The sequence below is a fragment of the Kineococcus gypseus genome (assembly GCF_050871305.1).
GTDB lineage: Bacteria > Actinomycetota > Actinomycetes > Actinomycetales > Kineococcaceae > Kineococcus > Kineococcus gypseus.
Genome location: NZ_JBJLRD010000049.1, coordinates 17838 through 33683, shown reverse-complemented (window position 1 = coordinate 33683; position 15846 = coordinate 17838). Strand labels below are relative to the sequence as shown.

General features: G+C 72.4%; 18 protein-coding genes and 1 pseudogene. 14 read left to right on the top strand and 5 right to left on the bottom strand.

All coding sequences use genetic code 11. From position 1 onward, the window contains the following. From ACRYMN_RS16670 to ACRYMN_RS16650, 5 genes and pseudogenes are all read left to right on the top strand, one after another. Positions 1 to 109: pseudogene (locus ACRYMN_RS16670) on the top strand (IS30 family transposase); the annotation flags it as partial. A 153-nt stretch (positions 110 to 262) separates the two neighbouring features. Beyond that, complete coding sequence (locus ACRYMN_RS16665) at positions 263 to 634, top strand: hypothetical protein (protein ID WP_432497449.1); 372 nt, start codon at positions 263 to 265, stop codon at positions 632 to 634. Positions 635 to 791: 157 nt separating this feature from the next. Continuing rightward, positions 792 to 1100: a CHC2 zinc finger domain-containing protein gene (locus tag ACRYMN_RS16660; protein ID WP_432497446.1), complete on the top strand. Its 309-nt coding sequence runs from the start codon at positions 792 to 794 to the stop codon at positions 1098 to 1100. A gap of 182 nt (positions 1101 to 1282) precedes the next feature. Then, positions 1283 to 1876, top strand: coding sequence for a hypothetical protein (locus tag ACRYMN_RS16655; RefSeq protein WP_432497444.1), 594 nt, complete (start codon positions 1283 to 1285; stop codon positions 1874 to 1876). A 199-nt stretch (positions 1877 to 2075) separates the two neighbouring features. Continuing rightward, on the top strand, positions 2076 to 2765 hold the full coding sequence (locus ACRYMN_RS16650; protein ID WP_432497442.1) for a hypothetical protein: 690 nt from the start codon (positions 2076 to 2078) through the stop codon (positions 2763 to 2765). Positions 2766 to 2963: 198 nt separating this feature from the next. Here ACRYMN_RS16650 and ACRYMN_RS16645 read toward each other — a convergent pair whose 3' ends face one another. The 3 genes from ACRYMN_RS16645 to ACRYMN_RS16635 all read right to left on the bottom strand — a co-directional run bounded on the left by ACRYMN_RS16645 (position 2964) and on the right by ACRYMN_RS16635 (position 4908). Next, positions 2964 to 3437: a hypothetical protein gene (locus ACRYMN_RS16645; RefSeq protein WP_432497440.1), complete on the bottom strand. Its 474-nt coding sequence runs from the start codon at positions 3435 to 3437 to the stop codon at positions 2964 to 2966. Between the two features lie 179 nt (positions 3438 to 3616). Then, complete coding sequence (locus ACRYMN_RS16640; protein ID WP_432497437.1) at positions 3617 to 4654, bottom strand: hypothetical protein; 1038 nt, start codon at positions 4652 to 4654, stop codon at positions 3617 to 3619. A gap of 89 nt (positions 4655 to 4743) precedes the next feature. Next, positions 4744 to 4908 carry a hypothetical protein gene (locus ACRYMN_RS16635; RefSeq protein WP_432497435.1) on the bottom strand — a complete coding sequence of 55 codons (165 nt, stop codon included), beginning with the start codon at positions 4906 to 4908 and terminating at the stop codon, positions 4744 to 4746. Between the two features lie 778 nt (positions 4909 to 5686). Here ACRYMN_RS16635 and ACRYMN_RS16630 point away from each other — a divergent pair. The 4 genes from ACRYMN_RS16630 to ACRYMN_RS16615 all read left to right on the top strand — a co-directional run bounded on the left by ACRYMN_RS16630 (position 5687) and on the right by ACRYMN_RS16615 (position 9754). Then, entirely contained in the window at positions 5687 to 6574 is an 888-nt protein-coding gene (locus ACRYMN_RS16630) for a matrixin family metalloprotease (protein WP_432497432.1), read from the top strand. A 205-nt stretch (positions 6575 to 6779) separates the two neighbouring features. After that, positions 6780 to 7181, top strand: coding sequence for a hypothetical protein (locus ACRYMN_RS16625; RefSeq protein WP_432497429.1), 402 nt, complete (start codon positions 6780 to 6782; stop codon positions 7179 to 7181). A 635-nt stretch (positions 7182 to 7816) separates the two neighbouring features. Further along, positions 7817 to 8800, top strand: coding sequence for a helix-turn-helix transcriptional regulator (locus ACRYMN_RS16620; RefSeq protein ID WP_432497427.1), 984 nt, complete (start codon positions 7817 to 7819; stop codon positions 8798 to 8800). A 15-nt stretch (positions 8801 to 8815) separates the two neighbouring features. Then, the gene (locus tag ACRYMN_RS16615) at positions 8816 to 9754 is read left to right on the top strand and encodes an AraC-like ligand-binding domain-containing protein (protein WP_432497424.1); all 939 of its coding nucleotides are present in this window, start codon (positions 8816 to 8818) and stop codon (positions 9752 to 9754) included. A gap of 47 nt (positions 9755 to 9801) precedes the next feature. Here ACRYMN_RS16615 and ACRYMN_RS16610 read toward each other — a convergent pair whose 3' ends face one another. Next, a complete protein-coding gene (locus ACRYMN_RS16610; protein WP_432497422.1) occupies positions 9802 to 10161 on the bottom strand; it encodes a VOC family protein in 360 nt (119 codons plus the stop codon). A gap of 284 nt (positions 10162 to 10445) precedes the next feature. On the opposite strand from ACRYMN_RS16610, the gene ACRYMN_RS16605 reads away from it, so the two are divergent. Further along, the gene (locus ACRYMN_RS16605) at positions 10446 to 11423 is read left to right on the top strand and encodes an AraC family transcriptional regulator (protein WP_432497419.1); all 978 of its coding nucleotides are present in this window, start codon (positions 10446 to 10448) and stop codon (positions 11421 to 11423) included. A 91-nt stretch (positions 11424 to 11514) separates the two neighbouring features. Here ACRYMN_RS16605 and ACRYMN_RS16600 read toward each other — a convergent pair whose 3' ends face one another. Then, entirely contained in the window at positions 11515 to 12297 is a 783-nt protein-coding gene (locus ACRYMN_RS16600) for an alpha/beta fold hydrolase (protein ID WP_432497417.1), read from the bottom strand. A gap of 393 nt (positions 12298 to 12690) precedes the next feature. On the opposite strand from ACRYMN_RS16600, the gene ACRYMN_RS16595 reads away from it, so the two are divergent. From ACRYMN_RS16595 to ACRYMN_RS16580, 4 genes are all read left to right on the top strand, one after another. Then, positions 12691 to 13602 carry an alpha/beta hydrolase gene (locus ACRYMN_RS16595; RefSeq protein WP_432497415.1) on the top strand — a complete coding sequence of 304 codons (912 nt, stop codon included), beginning with the start codon at positions 12691 to 12693 and terminating at the stop codon, positions 13600 to 13602. Beyond that, positions 13599 to 14624 (top strand): alpha/beta hydrolase, encoded by a 1026-nt coding sequence (locus ACRYMN_RS16590; protein ID WP_432497412.1) that lies wholly within the window; start codon positions 13599 to 13601, stop codon positions 14622 to 14624. The genes ACRYMN_RS16595 and ACRYMN_RS16590 overlap by 4 nt, the downstream gene beginning before the upstream one ends. Before the next feature lie 44 nt (positions 14625 to 14668). Beyond that, positions 14669 to 15220, top strand: coding sequence for a DUF4396 domain-containing protein (locus ACRYMN_RS16585; RefSeq protein WP_432497410.1), 552 nt, complete (start codon positions 14669 to 14671; stop codon positions 15218 to 15220). 231 nt (positions 15221 to 15451) lie between these two features. After that, positions 15452 to 15652 carry a hypothetical protein gene (locus ACRYMN_RS16580; RefSeq protein WP_432497408.1) on the top strand — a complete coding sequence of 67 codons (201 nt, stop codon included), beginning with the start codon at positions 15452 to 15454 and terminating at the stop codon, positions 15650 to 15652. The last annotated feature ends 194 nt before the right edge of the window (positions 15653 to 15846 follow it).

The following is a 15846-nucleotide window of genomic DNA, read 5'->3' as shown; positions in this document are numbered from 1 at the left end:
CTACGACCAAGACGCGCTCGATGCCATCGCCGAGCTCCTCAACGGCAGGCCTCGACAGACCCTGGGATGGAAGACACCCTCAGAAGCTCTGGACGAGGTGTTGCGTTGACCCCTTGAGACCGCCGTCGCTTCTGAGATGGCCCGAGTGGACGATGACCGTGCGCCCGTGTCGATCCGCGAGCACACACGCCCGTGAGGTGACCGCGTCGACGGCTGGTGGAGCGATCCCGGCGGGCGGCGGTGTGCCGCCACACTGGCCGGCGTGGACGCCGAGGTCGAGGACGTGCTGCGCCGGGTCAGCCAGAAGCTGCCCGCGGGGTGCGCCCTGCTCGAGCTGGACCTGCAGGAAGCGGTGATCACCGTGGACCGCGACGGCCGGCGCGAGTACCTGCACTTCCTGCATGAAAACCTGGGCCCGCGCTTCGCCCGGATCGACGACGTGGACCGCGCGGCGCTGTGGGGGCTGGAAGTCTCCCAGGAGGAGACGATCGCCCGGCTGATCTCCATCCACCTCGAGGAGTCCCTCGCAACGCGCGAGGCACCCGAGTCGGGGCGCTGGACGTACACGGGCAGCATCTTCGAGCCGATCCCGCCGTGGGAGGCGCAGAAGGACCGCAACCACCGCCGTCGGTGAACGGCACGAGCATGCGAGGGCGGCGACGTCGATGCTGCCCTCGATGCCGACCTCGATGCCCGGGCAGGGACGAGCCGGCTCCAGCCGTGGCGTGAGCTGCCACTGACCCGACGGCTCGCCCGGCCCGCTGACGCAGACACCGACCTAGCCTGCGGGCATGCCAGAGCTCATCCACCCCGACGACCTCCACGAGGTCAAGCGGCGCACCGACCTGGCAGCCGTCATCGAAGCACGCACCCCCCTCTCCCCCGGCCCCGGCGATCACCTCATTGGCCGCTGCCCCCTGCACGAGGACCCGCACAGGAAGTTCAACGTGCGCCCGCATCGCGGGCGCTGGCACTGCTTCGGATGCGGTGCGGGCGGCGACGTCGTCAAGTTCGTGATGTGCACCGAGGACCTGTCCTTCGCGCAGGCCGTGCAGCGCCTGGCCGCAGCCGCCGGCATCGAGCTGCGCTACGTCGACTGAGCACCGCTGAGTCCTCAATCCCCCGCTCGTGCAGGTACGGGCAGCAGTCTATAAACGGTCGCTTCTGGGATTGCACAGCTAGGTGGCGGACACGTGCTCGCGGCGGTGGCTGGTGCGCGTACACGGTGAGGTGGCACCTACGGGCGCTGGTCCGGCACCACGGCTGCTGCCACGCTGCACACGTGATCGTGCGCGACGGCTCCCCCTACGTCCCCGCGATGCCAACCCTGCCCAGCTTCCGCGTGCTGGGCCTGGCGCCGTCCCACCCCGGCGCGCGCGGGGTGGCCCTGTGGAACCCGCTCGAGCCGCCGGTGCTCAGCGTGACCCTCAGCCACGGCCACCTCGACCTGGCCACCGGTCCCGGTGTGCACGTCACCTCCCAGCTGGCCGCCACCAGCGCGCCCTTCACCGCCAGCGCCCTCAGGCCCGGCGACGTAGTCCTGACGAGCCTGCTCTCGCTGCCGGGCACCTCGGTGGCCGAAGCCGAGCGCACCGCCGCCCTGCTGTACCAGCCCCACCCCGCTGCCGGTGCCGGTGCCGGTGCGAGCCCCGCCTGGAGGAACGTGCAGGTCCCCGTCGACGGGGTCCCCACCGCCTTCCGGCAGCACCAGCACCGCTCGACGCAGCACTGGGTGGCCGTCGCCGAGGTGGGCGAGGTGTGCATCGCCCTGCTCGCCCACGCGATCGACGTCGACGACCTGGCCCTGGTCACCGTGGACGCCGACCTGCCCGGCTACGAGTGCGCCGCGCCCACCTCCCCGCGCCGGCAGCGGTAAGCACCACCAGGTGTCCCGCACGTGCCTAGGGCCCGCCCACGCCACGTCTCGAGCACGGTGTCCGGGCAACGCTCGCTTCTGCGATGAGGGAGTCGGGTGGTGCACGAGCGCGCACGGTGGATGACCACAGCGTCTCGACAGCGCCGCACCGGCTCGCGCACGATCGGCTGGTCCGACCACCGCTGCCGCGAGGAGCGCCGTGAGCACCACTACCCCGGTCGGTCAGGCCCGTGAGGTGCCCACCGGTGTCGCGCAGCTGCTGCAGTGCGCCGTGGGCGCCAGGGGCACCGAGGACGCCGCCGTGGGCCCCGGCGTGCTCGACAGCGTGGAGGCGATGACCACGGCCCTGGCCGAGACCGGTTGGGTGCGCCAGGTGCCCAGCGGGGCGTGGTCGTACGGCGCCGACCCCTCGTGGACGGTGCAGTCCGCCGGGCACCACCCCAACCTGGGGATCTTCACCAGCGGTGAGCTCGAGCGCCTCCTGCACCTGACCGGCGCGCTGCACGCCCTGATCGAGTCCGGGCGCGTCGGCGCCGTGCAGGCGGGCCGGGCGCTGCACGGCTGGAGCACCTGGTCGAACGCGCGGGTGCGCCTGTCGTTGTACGAGGACGAGGAGCACCGGGTGAACAGGCACCTGGTCCCAGGGCTGCTGCAGCTGCACATCGAGCGGGTCGACAGCCCGGTGCACGGGCGCACCCTGGACCCGCACCTGGCCCGACGCCTGGCCCGGCACGGCTCGATGATCGAGCGCTGGTACCTGGCCGGGGAAGACGAGCTGCCCGAAGACGTGCTGACCGTGCTCGCCGCCGATGAGGACGCTTCCGTCGTGGCCGCCTTGGACGCTAGCGCCGGCCGGCGTGAGCGTGTGGCGCGCGGCGAGCTGGGTTGATGGGCAGACACCCCACCACCGCCTGACACAGGGCGCTGCGGGCGCTATCCCCGTCTCATAAACGGTGGGTTTTGAGATGGTTATGCCGTCTAGATCTGCCGACTGCACCTCCTCAGTCGGTACCGCGCGCACGACCTGCCACCCTCAGGCCCAAGATCACCTCAAGGCGAGGATCACACCAGCCACGGCGCAGCCCTCTCAGGCGTCCTCGGCCGCTCGCACGACCTTGCGCAGCTGCCACAAGGCGATCCCCGCGCTGACGATCGCCACGACCAGCGACTGCGCCGTGCTCAGCCACCGGTCATCGCTGTTCTGCGCGGCCAGGTTCAGCACCCCTGCACTGACCGCAGCGGCGAGCACGGCGGCGATCACGCTGACCGCCCAGCTGCGCCGGGCGCCGGCGCTCAACGCCAGCACGAGCACCGACGCGCCCGCCGCCAGCACCCCCACCACCGCCCCGACCACGGCTGCGACCAGCGCCACGTAGAGCACCAGCACCACGCTGAAAGGGTCCTTGTACACGCCGGGAGGAGCCGGCTGCAGCCCGCTCCACACGGCCCAGCCAGCACCGGTCAACACACCCAGCGCCACTCCGCACACCACGCCCCGCAGCAACCCGATGCCGATCACCGTCCCGATCGAGCGCGAGGCCGTGGTGCCCGCAGAGGTCATGACCTCAGCGTGACACCCACCCGGCGATCGGGCAGCCGGTACGGATCACCCACTCTCGACGTGGCTTCGACACGTCAGCCGTCTCGCAACCGGTCGCTTTCGAAATGACCTGTGACGCGGTGAGCACGCGGTCGTGACGTCGCCTGCGCGAGGCTCGTCGACGAGGAGCGGCGCGCCGCTCACGCGCTCGGGTCAGGCACCGGGGTCGCCGGCGACAGGACGAGGGTGAAGGTGATCGTGCGGCCCGGGTCCAGCTGGCTGCTCCAGGTGAAGGTGCCCGGTGCGGCAGTGCGGACGTCGACGCGCCAGAGCGTGCGCCCCGACGGTGGGGTGGGTTCGGACTCCCCCACCGGGCACGCGAACCCGTTGATGCCGCGCTGCACGAGCACCTGCGCCTGTCCGTCGTGCAGGACCAGCCGTTCTGGTTCACCCTCGCCCAGGCCCCAGCGGTGCAGGCCGGGGAGCTCGACCTCGGCCACCAGCCAGCCGTGGGGCAGGGTGGGCAGCTGCGCGCTGGCCGAGCCCGCATCGACGCTCTGCGTGCCGTTCTGCAGCCGCACGCTCTCTCCCTGGGCAGGCTGAAGGACCACGCTGAGGTGCGCGGCCAGGGCGGCAGCCGGGTGCAGCGGCTGCGGCTGCGGGTCCGGCCGCGGGTGCAGCTGCGGGTCGAGCTCGCGCGCCGAGGCCGCTGCGGCGATCGCCTCCTCCAGCACGCGGCGCTGCTCATCGCGCCACGCCTGGTGCCGGCGGCGGCGTCCTTCGAGCACCACCAGGTCGGGCTCTTGCAGCGGCGTAAGGCTCAGCGGTGCGATCTGCTCGTTCAGCGCATCGACCTCCTGCGGCTCCAGGTCGGCGACGACGGCGCTGCCGGCGTCGCGAAGCAGCAGCAGGCGGGCACCGGCCGCGTCGAAGGCCTCCAGGTGCCGGCAGGAGCCGGCGTAGACCAGCAGCGCCAGCCAGTGCGCGTGCGGGTCCTCCAGCGCCACGAGGGTGTCGTTGCGGTGCCGGACCCCGCGGCCGCCGGCCAGGCGCAGCTGCACCAGCGCCTGCACGACCACCGCTCCCAGCTCCTCGCGGCGATCGGGACGGACGTCGACGTGCACACGCTCGATCCGGAAGCGGAGGTGCTGCAGCAGCACGGCGCATACCTGCTGCGCCAGCAGCGGATCGCTCAGCTCCTGCTCCAGCACGCACGGCACCTGCAGCACTGTGGGCACGGGCCCATGGTGCCTTCCTGACTCGCCCCTTCGAGCGAACTTCCGTGCACCGCTCACTGCACCGTGCGGTGCACCGTTCAGCGCACTGTTCAGGGCAGCAGAGCGGCCAGCACGGCGCTGAGCGCGATGAGCCCGAGCATCCATCCCGCGCGGCGCCACCACGCGCCGGTGCCGGCCCGCGGCTTGGCAGCACGGTCCTCGCTCAGGCCCAGGTAGTCCGTCACCCGCCGCACCCGTGATCGACCCTCGGCCATGCCGGGACCGTAGGCCCCCCAGCCGGCGGCGGCGAGCCCACCCGCCACCTCCGCCCGCCGCCTGGCGGCTCCTGCCGCCTCACGGGCCGGGTCATCGCACGGGCCGGGTCATCGCACGGGCCGGGTCATCGCACGAGCCGGGTCGCCGCCTCAGCAGTCCCGGGTGGGACGTCACCCGGCGCCTCGACCGGGCCCCCTGAGAGACCCGATGAAGAGGCCCGCGGGAGGCTTCGAGCGGGGTGCCCCGTTCGAAGCGCTGCTTGACATCCAGCTCGATGATTGGGATAATTACCGACACGACCTCGCGATGGCCTCTGGCCCGCGGGGTTTCGTCATTCCCGGGCCCCTCACTGCGTGGGTGCACGCCGTCCGAGTGAGCAGTGGTCAAGGACGCCTCCCGCCGGGTCGATGCGCCGCGGGAGCGCTGTCCTGACGACCTGAGCACCTGGCTCAGATGCGGGCCAACGCTGCTGCAGCGACGTGGGAGCGGTGAGCCGACGTGCACGAGGGCCCCTCCAGCCGGCGCCGCTCCGGGGCTGCTCGTGACCCGAGGGACTCGCACGGCCAGGCAGTGCGCCGCTCGAGCAGCGGGCGCATCCCGCAGTGGGCCGTGGACGAAGCCCTCGGCCGCCCCAGCGCCGCCCCGAGCTGGCGCGGGGACGCCGTGGACACCGCCGCCGGCGGGACCGGCGCAGTAGGTAAGAGCGGCGGTGCCGCCTGGCGCCGAGGCCGCCGTGGAGGCCTGCGCACTCGACTGCGCGGTCAGATGAGCGGTCGGATGAGCGGGCGGGTGGGTGTGGCCGCGGTGGTGCTGGCCGTCGCGGCGGGCACGGTGTGGCTGCACACCAGCGGCCTGGCCGGCGGATCCACCGGCACCAGCGCCGCTGTCCGCGCCGGGCTGGCGCCCTCCCCCGGCCACGAGGCCGCCGCGGCTCCTCTGGGTCGGCCCGCGCTCCTGCTGCAGCCCAGCGACGCCTGGCGCCCGACGCGCACCCAGCCCCTCGACGGGCACGCCACTAGTGACGTTCCTGCCGTTAGCGCCGCTGCTGGTGACGCCGCTGGTACTGCCCCGGTGGCGTGGGACCCGTGCCGGCCCATCCACTACGTCACCCGCCTGGACGGCGCCCCCGCCGGCGCGCAAGAGCTGATGGCCCAGGCCATCGCCCGCGCCAGCGCCGCCACCGGCCTGCGCTTCGTCGACGACGGCGCCAGCACCGAAGGCCCTTCCAAGCAGCGCGAGGCGTACCAGCCCGGCCGCTACGGGGACCGCTGGGCGCCGGTGCTGATCACCTACGTCTCCCCCGCCGAGGTCCCCGACATCGCCGCCGCCGTCATCGCCCAGGCAGGCCCAGTGGCCATCACCACGCACCGGCCCACCTGGTGGCAGCGGGTCAACGCCCGCCCCGGCGAAGCCGTTTCGGTGTACGTCTCCGGCGCCGTGCAGGTCGACGCCGCCCAGGTCGCCGACGCCCTGAGCCGCCCTGGAGGCGCCGACGTGGTGCGCGCGGTCTTTCAGCACGAGCTGGGCCACCTGCTGGGACTGGCCCACGTCGAGGACCCCGCCCAACTGATGTACCCGGAGGCCTCCACCGTGCTCGACTACGCCGCCGGCGACCTCACCGGCCTGGCCGCCCTCGGCACCGGGCAGTGCGTGCCGGAGGTGTGAGCGGACGCGCCATGACCCGCCCCTGCCCCCCGCCCCTGCTCCCTTGGTCGCCATACCTGGTGCGGCACCCGCTGGCGCGTGCGACGGGGTACAGGCGATGCTGGGTGCGGCGGCCACGCGCCGCCGCTGACCCCTCGAGGCCCCGGCGGCCCGAGCGGCCCACCAGGACACCTGACAGAGCAAGGCGTTGACGGAGGGGACGGCGGTGTTGCGGTTCCGCACCCGCAAGGCGCTGGGCATCGGCGTGACCTCGCTGGCGACCTTGACGCTGCTTCCCCTGCTCGCACCCGCTAGCCGCATCGAACGGCTGACGCTACTGGTGGCCGCCGTGCCACTGGCGCTGCTCTTCGGCGCCATCGCCGGCTGGACGCCACCGGCAACGCTGCAGGCAGCACCCGTCAGCACTGCCGCGCACACCGACGCCCACGCTGTCGCCACCGCCCTCGGCGGCCACACCCACTTCCACACCCAGCCCGACGACCACGACGCTGCGCCCAGCACGACCACCGGCTCACCGCCGCTGGCAGCGCAACCAAGCCAGGCTGTGCTGAGGACGGAGTTGGGGGTGAGCTCAGTCGAAGAGCTGCAGCACACCGTGCCCCGGTAGCGAGGCATCGAACACCGCCCGCACCGCCGTGGCGTCCCACCCGTTGGCCACCGCCCTGCGCGGCGGCCTGGAGCGCGCGGTACTCGAGGCGCGGTACTCGAGGCGCGGTACTCGAGGCGCGGTACTCGAGGCGCGGTACTCGAGGCGCGGTACTCGAGGGGCGGTCCCCGCCGCGCCGGCGGTAGCGCCACCACAGCCCACCGCCGCGAGAGCGCATCGATGCACGCCCCTGGTCCAACGCCTGCGTCAAGGGCCCCACGTGATCGGTGGCACCCCCAGCCACGCGCACGCACGGCGGCAGCTCGCACACCACGTGCTCAGCCACCGCCACGTCCGCGAAGTCCACACCCGGCACCGCCGCCAGGACGTGGCAGTCGGGCCGCGAGCAGCGTGCCCGCTCCTCACGCTCTCCGTCCACGACGGCGACCACCGCGAAGGCCCATTCTCGCCTCGAGGGCACGTCACCTGCGCTGCACCGCGCGCGAAGCTCGGGGTTACGCCGTGCACTCGCAGACCACCGATGTGCACTCGCAGACCATGCCGAGGAGTGGGGGTGCTCCGTAGTGTCGCCTCGCCCGCTCAAGACCTGGGCGGCCCGCTCGACGGGATCGCTGCCGAGAGGAGGGAGGCGATCGGTGGCTGTCCAACTCGACACGACCGGCATGCTGCCCGAGCAGCGCGAGGAGGTCCTGGACGCCTTCTTGCACGACACAGGAGGTCCGGTCCGCTTCGAGGTCAGCAGGCCCTTGACGCACATGGACAACTGGGTGGCCACCTGGGCCTTGGGCGAGCACACGGTGCTGCACTCGCAGGGCAACGCCCTGACCGCGACCCGAGAACGACGCGAGGTCTCCGCGACCGACTCCCCCATGCTCGCCCTGTGCTTCTTCAACCGGGGGAAGACGCGCGGGCTGCGCGCAGGAGTTGAGGCCTTCACCGCCCGAGAGGGCGACGTGATGCTGTTCGACATGACCGAGCCCCACGCGCTCGCCTGGCCGGACGGATACGACACCTACGCGCTGGCCATCGGGCACGAAGAGCTCGGTCTGCCCGCTGAGCTGCTGCACCGGGCGGTGCGCGCTCCGCATCTGAGCCCCCTGTGGCCCCTGCTCACCCGCCACGTCGCACGCTCGTTCCAGGCACTGCCATCCCTAGAGGGCACGACAGCGGCCGAGGTGCTCAGCGACGTGACCGTGGACCTGGTCAGGACGCTGCTCGTCTCCGCCGCAGGAACCCCCCGGCAGGCGAGCGAGTCGCTGCACGAGGCCCTCCCCCTGCGCCTGGAGCGCTACATCCTGCAGAACTTGAGCGACGTGACGCTCTCGCCCGCGCGCATCGCCCGCGAGCACCACATCTCCCAGCGGCGCCTGTACTACGTCTGGTCGACGCGCGGGGGCGAGAGCCTCAACGAGTGGATCATGGGGCAGCGGCTGTCGCGAGCGGCGCAAGAGTTGACCGCCACGAACGACACCGTGACCATGGTGGCGCACCGCTGTGGCTTCTCCGACGCCACTCACTTCTCGCGCCGCTTCCGCGCGCAGTTCGGTGTGACACCGCGCGAGTGGCGCACCCTCGAGCAGGTCGCCCGGGACCAGCGGCGACCCCCGCTCGGCACCTGAGCTCAGGAGGTGGGCATGCTGCTGTTCGACAGCGCACACGTGGAACCCGAGCGGCTCTTCCCCACGATCGCCGACGTGCTCGAACGCATCACGCACCCGCTGCGCTACGACCCGGGCGCCGGGGCCAGCCCCAGCGACTTCTCCTACACGGTGTGGTCCTGCGGCTCCGGTGGCACGTTGCTCTCGACCCGGGGGCCGGGGGTGCACGTCAGCCGGACGCAGACGCACCGCTTCCTGCGCGACGAGGGCCTGGTCACGCTGACCCTGCGCGCCCCCGGCGGTGCCCGGCTGGAGCAGGGCGGCGAGCTGCACGACCTGCGTCCCGGCGGGCTCCTGCTGTGCGACATGTCCCGGCCGTACGACTACGTCTCCTTCGGCACCGGGCAGACGGTCAGCTACCAGATGACGCTCGACTCGCTCGGGCTCGACCCCGTCGACATCGCGACCGCCGCTTCGCGGCTGGACGACAGCCCGCTGCTGAGCATGGTGCGCGAGCACCTCGTGGAGCTCGCCGAGTACTTCCGAGCGGGGCACCCGCCGTACCGCGCCTTGCACCAGGCCACCGTGGACCTGGCCCGCTCCCTCCTGCTCTCCGTCCTGCCCCTCGAGCTCCCGGGCAGTGCGCCAGGAGAGGACGCCGACTCGCTGTGGCGGGCGGTGCGCATCTACGTGCGGCGACACCTGCGCGAGCCGGACCTGTCCAGCGCCACCGTCGCGCGCGCTCTCGGCGTGGGTCTGGATCAACTGCACAGGCTCGGCGAGGAGCGAGGCAGCACCATCGAGCACCTGGTGCTCAGCGGCCGGCTGCACGGCGCCCGGACGGACCTCGCCGAGCCGAGCGAGGGGCTCGCACCCCGCGCGCTCCTGGTCTCGACAGCGACACGCTGGGGCTTCGGCAGCCCCGACGGACTGCTGGACGCCCTGGCAGCACACCCGCAGGCAGCGGCCTCCTGACCCTTGCGCCCGTGGGCGGCGGCTTCCGCCGGAGCGCGGTGCCGCCGCTAGGGTGCCGGCTCTTCCGCTAGACCGACCAGGACGCCGAACGGGTCCTGCAGCCGACACGTCCGCTCCCCCGTCATGCTCCAGTGCGGCGCTGAACGCACGACGGCGCCGTGCCGCACCCACTCGGCCAGCGTCGCATCGAGGTCCTCGACCCTCCACACCGCGAAGCTGCCGCCAGCGCCGGCCGGCGAGCTCGCGGCGAGCAGCGCCAGGTGCAGACCGCCGACCCCAAAGCGCGCCTGGTCGGTGGAGGTCAGCTGCGGTGCGGCTCGCAGCCGTGCTGAGTACCAGGCGCTGGCACCCGCGAGGTCACCGACCTCGCAGCACACCCGGTTGAGACCAAGCGGTGCACCTCGCACGTCACTGCTCCTCACATCCAGTGCCCTCCTCCTGCACAGTCCTGCTCCGACCAGTCCTGCACTGCCCGCCGACTCCCCGTCCCGGCCGGCCACCACACTCGAGAGCCGCCCAGCCACGCCCAGCCACGCCGGCGCAGCAGCAGCCGCGCCCAGCCACGCCGGCGCAGCAGCAGCCGCGCCCAGCCACGCCGGCGCAGCAGCAGCCGCGCCGAGATCGTGAGAGCGCTCCCCCGGCCGCTCGATCGTGACTACCCTCAGTGCGGCGGCTGGGGAGGAGGCAGGCGATGGCCCTCGTGCTGGACACCGCCCAGCTGAGCCCGGGGGAGCGGGCTGCGGCGTTCCACGCGGTCTTCGACGCCGCGTCGGCTGCCGCGACGGTCGCCCACCTGGTTCCCGAGCGCGAGGTGCGCACGCAGATGCGCCTCGTCGACCTGGGCAGCTGTTCGCTCTTCACGGCCAGCGGCACCCCGTTCTCCCTGGATCGCACCGCCGCCCACGTGCGGGCCGGTGCCCCGGACATCGTGTGCCTGCAACTGCAGCGTCGTGGCAGCGCCCGACTGGAGCAGGCCGGGCAGCGCTCACTCCTGACGGGTCAAGTCGGCGTCGTCGACCTCACCTCGCCCTACTCCTTCGCCATGAGCGGCGAAGGTGAGACGCAGTCCCTGCGCATCGAGTACGACCAGCTAGGGCTGGCACCCGAAACGCTGCGGGAAGCAGCACCTCGCCTGCCCCACAGTCCCCTGTACCCGATGTTGCGCGCTCACCTGGCGAACCTGCTCCACGCCGGTGAGGCGATCGAGGCGCCGGCAGCGAGGGCGGAGCTGGGTGCCGCCACGACCGCCCTCGCTCGAGCCCTCATCCTCTCGGTGGGTTCGGCGGACCCTCGCCCGGCCCTGACGGAAGTGCTCGTCGACCGCGTCCTGTGGTACTGCGAACAGCGCCTGCACGACCCGGAGCTGAGCGCACGGCAGGTCGCCGCCGCCCACCACGTGTCGGTCCGTCACCTCTACGCCGTGCTCGCGGCACGAGGCATCTCGCTGCGCGAGTGGATCATGGCGCAGCGCCTACGGCGGGCGCGTGACACGCTCGCCGCACGCCCGCACGACTCCGTCGCCGCCGTGGCCAGGAGCTGCGGCTTCCGCGACCCCGCGCACTTCGGCCGCCGCTTCCGCGAGACCTACGGCCTGACCCCCGGACAGTGGCAGGCCATGCACCTGCAGCAGCGCGACGACGAGCCCGGCGAGCGACCGGCGGGCGACTGACGAACCGACGTCCACCTCGCCAGCGGTGCCGCGGCGGAGCCGGTGGCGACAGTCCGCTCAGGCCCGCCGACAGCTCAGGCCGGCCGGCCGCTCACTCCCCGGCGGCGTCGCGGATGAGGCTGACGACGGCCTGCGGCTGGCTCATCAGGGCCAGGTGGGAGCTGTCGACCTCGACCGTGTGCGCGTGCGCCCGGGCGGCCATCACCCGCTCGGCCTGTGGCGGGATGGTGCGGTCCTGGCGCGCGACCAGGTACCACGACGGGATGCTCTTCCAGGCCGGCGGACCCGACGGCGTCGTCAGCGCGGCCAGCGCCGCCGGCCGCTGAGCGGTGGCCAGCACGGCGGCGTCACGCGCGGGCAGGTCCTGCGCGAAGAGGCTGCGGAACGCGGCCGGGTCGATGTAGCCGTCGACGTCGCCGGGCCCGGGACCGAAGGGCCGGAACACGATGTTCTGCAGCAGCTCGGAGCGTCCCCCGCCGAGGTCGTTGGCCTCGGCCAGCGTCTCGCCCTCCTCCAGGGCGTAGGCGGCGATGTACACCAGCGCCTTGACGTCAGGGTCACCCGTGGCGGCGTTGGTGATCACGGCGCCGCCGTAGGAGTGCCCGACCAGGACGATCGGGCCCGGCACGGTCTCGAGGAAGGAGCGCAGGTACGCCGCATCGGCCGCGACCCCGCGCAACGGGTTCGGTGCAGCCAGCACCGGGTAGCCCCTGCGCTGCAACCGGTGGGTCACCTCGCTCCACCCGGAGGCATCCGCGAACGCGCCGTGCACGAGCACGATGGTCGGCTTGGGCGTTCCGGGTCTGCGCGCTTCGGGCCTGGCGGCCGAAGCGCTGGCGTTCGACAGGAGCAGCGCGATGAGACTGGCGAGCACCGCCAGCACCACAACTGTTCGCGCGCGAGCGTGCTGTCGCGGCCGCTCGAGGGCGGGTTTTCGTGTACGCATGGAAGACCTCCGGTGTCGGGGCTGCGTGTCGCGGATCCGCCTTGCTTCAGCACTGAGGCGGGATGCGCGGTACCACTGCCTGGCGAGGCTAGGGGGCGGCGATGCCCTCGTCTCGCACGAGCGTGCACGGTTCCTGCGCGCTCAGCACCGTCTCGCCGAACCGCCCCCGCCGACCCGCCCCGCCAAAGCGCCCCCGCCGAACCGTGCGCTGTCAGCAAGCAGTGCTGCGCGCTCAGCCGAGTCAGCGCCCCGGCCGGCTGGCTACCTTGCGCTGCAGACACTCACCGAGGAACAAACACCACGAATGGAGGGACGAACATCATGGACGAGCTGACACAGGCCGAGATCACCCAGATCGAGCGGGCGAACGCCTCCGGCCGGCGCGTGGTCGTCTTCGTGCATGGGCTCTGGCTGCTCTCGAGCAGCTGGGACAGGTGGCGGACGGTGTTCGAGGACGCCGGCTACGCGACCATCGCGCCCGGCTGGCCAGACGACCCCACCAGCGTCACCGAGGCGCGCGCGGACCCGGACGTCTTCGCCCACAAGATGGTCGGGCAGGTCACCGAGCACTACCTGGAGGCGATCAGCCGCCTGAGCGCCCGCCCGGCGGTGGTCGGGCACTCCTTCGGCGGGCTGATCGCCCAGCGCATCGCCGGGACGGGAGCATCCACGGCCACCGTGGCCATCGACCCGGCGCCCTTCCGCGGCGTGCTGCCCCTGCCGGTGTCCTCGCTGCGCTCGGCGGCGGCGGTGCTGGGCAACCCGGCCAACATCGGGCGCGCAGTCGCGCTGACCTTCGAGCAGTTCCGCTACGGCTGGGCCAACGCCCTCAGCGAGGAGGAGGCGCGCAGCCTCTACGAGGAGTTCCACGTCGCCGCCTCCGGCGTGCCCCTGTTCCAAGCGGCCGCGGCGAACCTCAACCCCTTCACCGAGGTCAAGGTCGACGTGCACCACCGCGAGCGCGGGCCGCTGCTGCTCATCTCCGGCGAGAAGGACACCACGGTCCCGTGGGCCATCACCCACGCCAGCTACAGCCGGCAAAAGCACAACCCCGGCGTCACCGAGATCGTGGAGATCCCCGGCCGGGGCCACTCCCTGACGATCGACTCCGGCTGGCGCGAAGTCGCGCAGAGCGCGCTGGACTTCATCAGCGTCCACGCCCCCGCCACCTCAGGGCCGGACGCCGCACCCGCGAGAGAGAGCGCACCCGCGAGGGAGGGCGTGCACCAGTGAGCACGGCGAACCCGCACGGGCTGTCCCTGGAACCAGCCGCGCAGGCCTTCGTGGAAGCGGCGGCGGACCCGCCGTTCCTGTACCAGCTGACCCCGCAGCAGGGGCGAGCCGCGGTGGACGAGGTGCAGAGCAGCGAGATCTTCAAGCCGGTGGTCGATGAGGAGTGGGTGAGCGTGCAGGGCGGGCCCACCGGCAGCGTCCGGGCCCGCATCGTCCGCCCCGCCGGATCGACGGGCCCGCTGCCCGTCGTGCTCTACGTGCACGGAGCCGGCTGGGTCTTCGGCGACGCACACACCCACGACCGCCTCGTGCGCGACCTGGCCATCGGCGCTGAGGCGGCGGTCGTCTTCCCCGAGTACGACCGCTCACCCGACGTCCGCTACCCCATCGCGCTCGAGCAGTGCTGGGCAGTGGCCAGCTGGGTCGCCGCCGGATCAGGCGAAGGGCTGGACGCCACACGCCTCGCGGTCGCCGGCGACTCGGTCGGCGGCAACATGGCCACCGCCTTGACCCTGCTGGCCAAGGAACGAGGCGGCATCACCTTCACCCAGCAGGTGCTCTTCTACCCCGTCACCGACGCCTCCTTCGACACCGAGTCCTACCACCGCTTCGCCCAGGGCTACTTCCTCGCGCGCGAGGGCATGCAGTGGTTCTGGGACCAGTACACGACCGACGAGGACGAGCGGGCGCAGATCACCGCTTCTCCGCTGCGAGCCTCCCTGAGCCAGCTGGCCGGCCTGCCACCGGCCCTGGTCATCACCGCGGAGGCCGACGTCCTGCGCGATGAGGGGGAGGCGTACGCAGCGAAGCTGCGTGCGGCGGGTGTGCCGACCACGGCGGTCCGCTACGGCGGCACGATCCACGACTTCGTCATGCTCAACGCCCTGCACGAGACCCAGGCGGCCCGTGCCGCGATCAGCCAGGCGAGCGCTGTGCTGCGTCAAGCCCTGCGCAGCAGCGGTGACGAAGCGCGAGTGCTCCCACAACGCACCGCCCAGCACCCCGACGCGGTCCACATCTAGGAGGTCCTGGTGCACCCTGCCTGCCACACCCCTGGACGTGCGCGGTGAACCCGGCGCACGAGCACTCGACGGCCCAGCACCCGACGGCCCAGCACCCGGTGATCACCAGCGCAGCAGCCGGCGAGCACCGCTCCGCAGGGCCGGCACCTGCCATCACCCGGCGCCGGTTGCGGCGCCTGGCGGTGTCGGCGACTTTGCACTGCCTTTCCGGGTGCGCCGTCGGTGAGGTCCTCGGCATGGTCCTGGCGACCTGGTGGGGTTGGAGCGACCTGCCCAGCATCGCCCTGGCCGTCGCGCTGGCCTTCTTCTTCGGTTACGCCTTCACCACCTGGCCGCTGCTGCGCTCAGGGCTGCAGTTGCGGCGCGCCGTGCGGATCGCTCTCGCAGCGGACACCGTCTCGCTGATCACCATGGAGACCATCGACAACGCGGTCATGCTGATCGTGCCCGGCGCGATGGACGCCGGGCTCGGCAACGCTCTGTTCTGGGGGGCTCTGGCGTTCTCCCTCGCCGTCGCCTTCGTGCTCACCGTTCCGGTGAACTACGCGCTCATCCGTCGAGGCAAGGGTCACGCCGTCGTGCACGCCTCGCACTGAGGCCACGCCCTCGAAAGAGCACATGCGTCCAGCACGCCGATCGTGGTCCGCAGCGGGCATCGAGGTCAACGGCACGCACGTGCAGCTCAGCCATCGCCCGGACCACCTGCGGGGCGGCCCACCACCAGCCGACGACGGGGGCGTCGTCAAGCCAGCCGCTACCAGAGGTCAAAGGGAGGCGTCGGTGGCGTCTACCCTCCCAGTCAACCGCCTTGCAGGTGGGCGTGTGGCATGGCGCACACGACGAAGCCCGCACCGCTCGCAGCACAGGAGTCCCTCACCGTGAACTGGCGCCTCGCCCACCGCTCCGTCGATGGCGAAGAGTCGCAGTACGTGGTCATCGACGCGCCCTCCAGCGCGGAGGCCATCACGCAGCTGCGCGAGCAGATGCCTGCCGACCACCGCATCCTCTACATCGACGTCTGCGTGTGATGGCGGTCGATCAGGGCGCGCCCGCTGACGCGTGAGTCACCACGTCGCCACGCACTGCCACACTGAGGTCTGATCGAGGCACCGCTCCACACGGCAGGCGCGGCCCGCCCGGCGCCGGTGCGGTGCCGCCGAGGGACGTCGGAGAGGCAGCAGGATGCACCACGTGCACGTCAGGACACCGCGCCGGCCGGTGC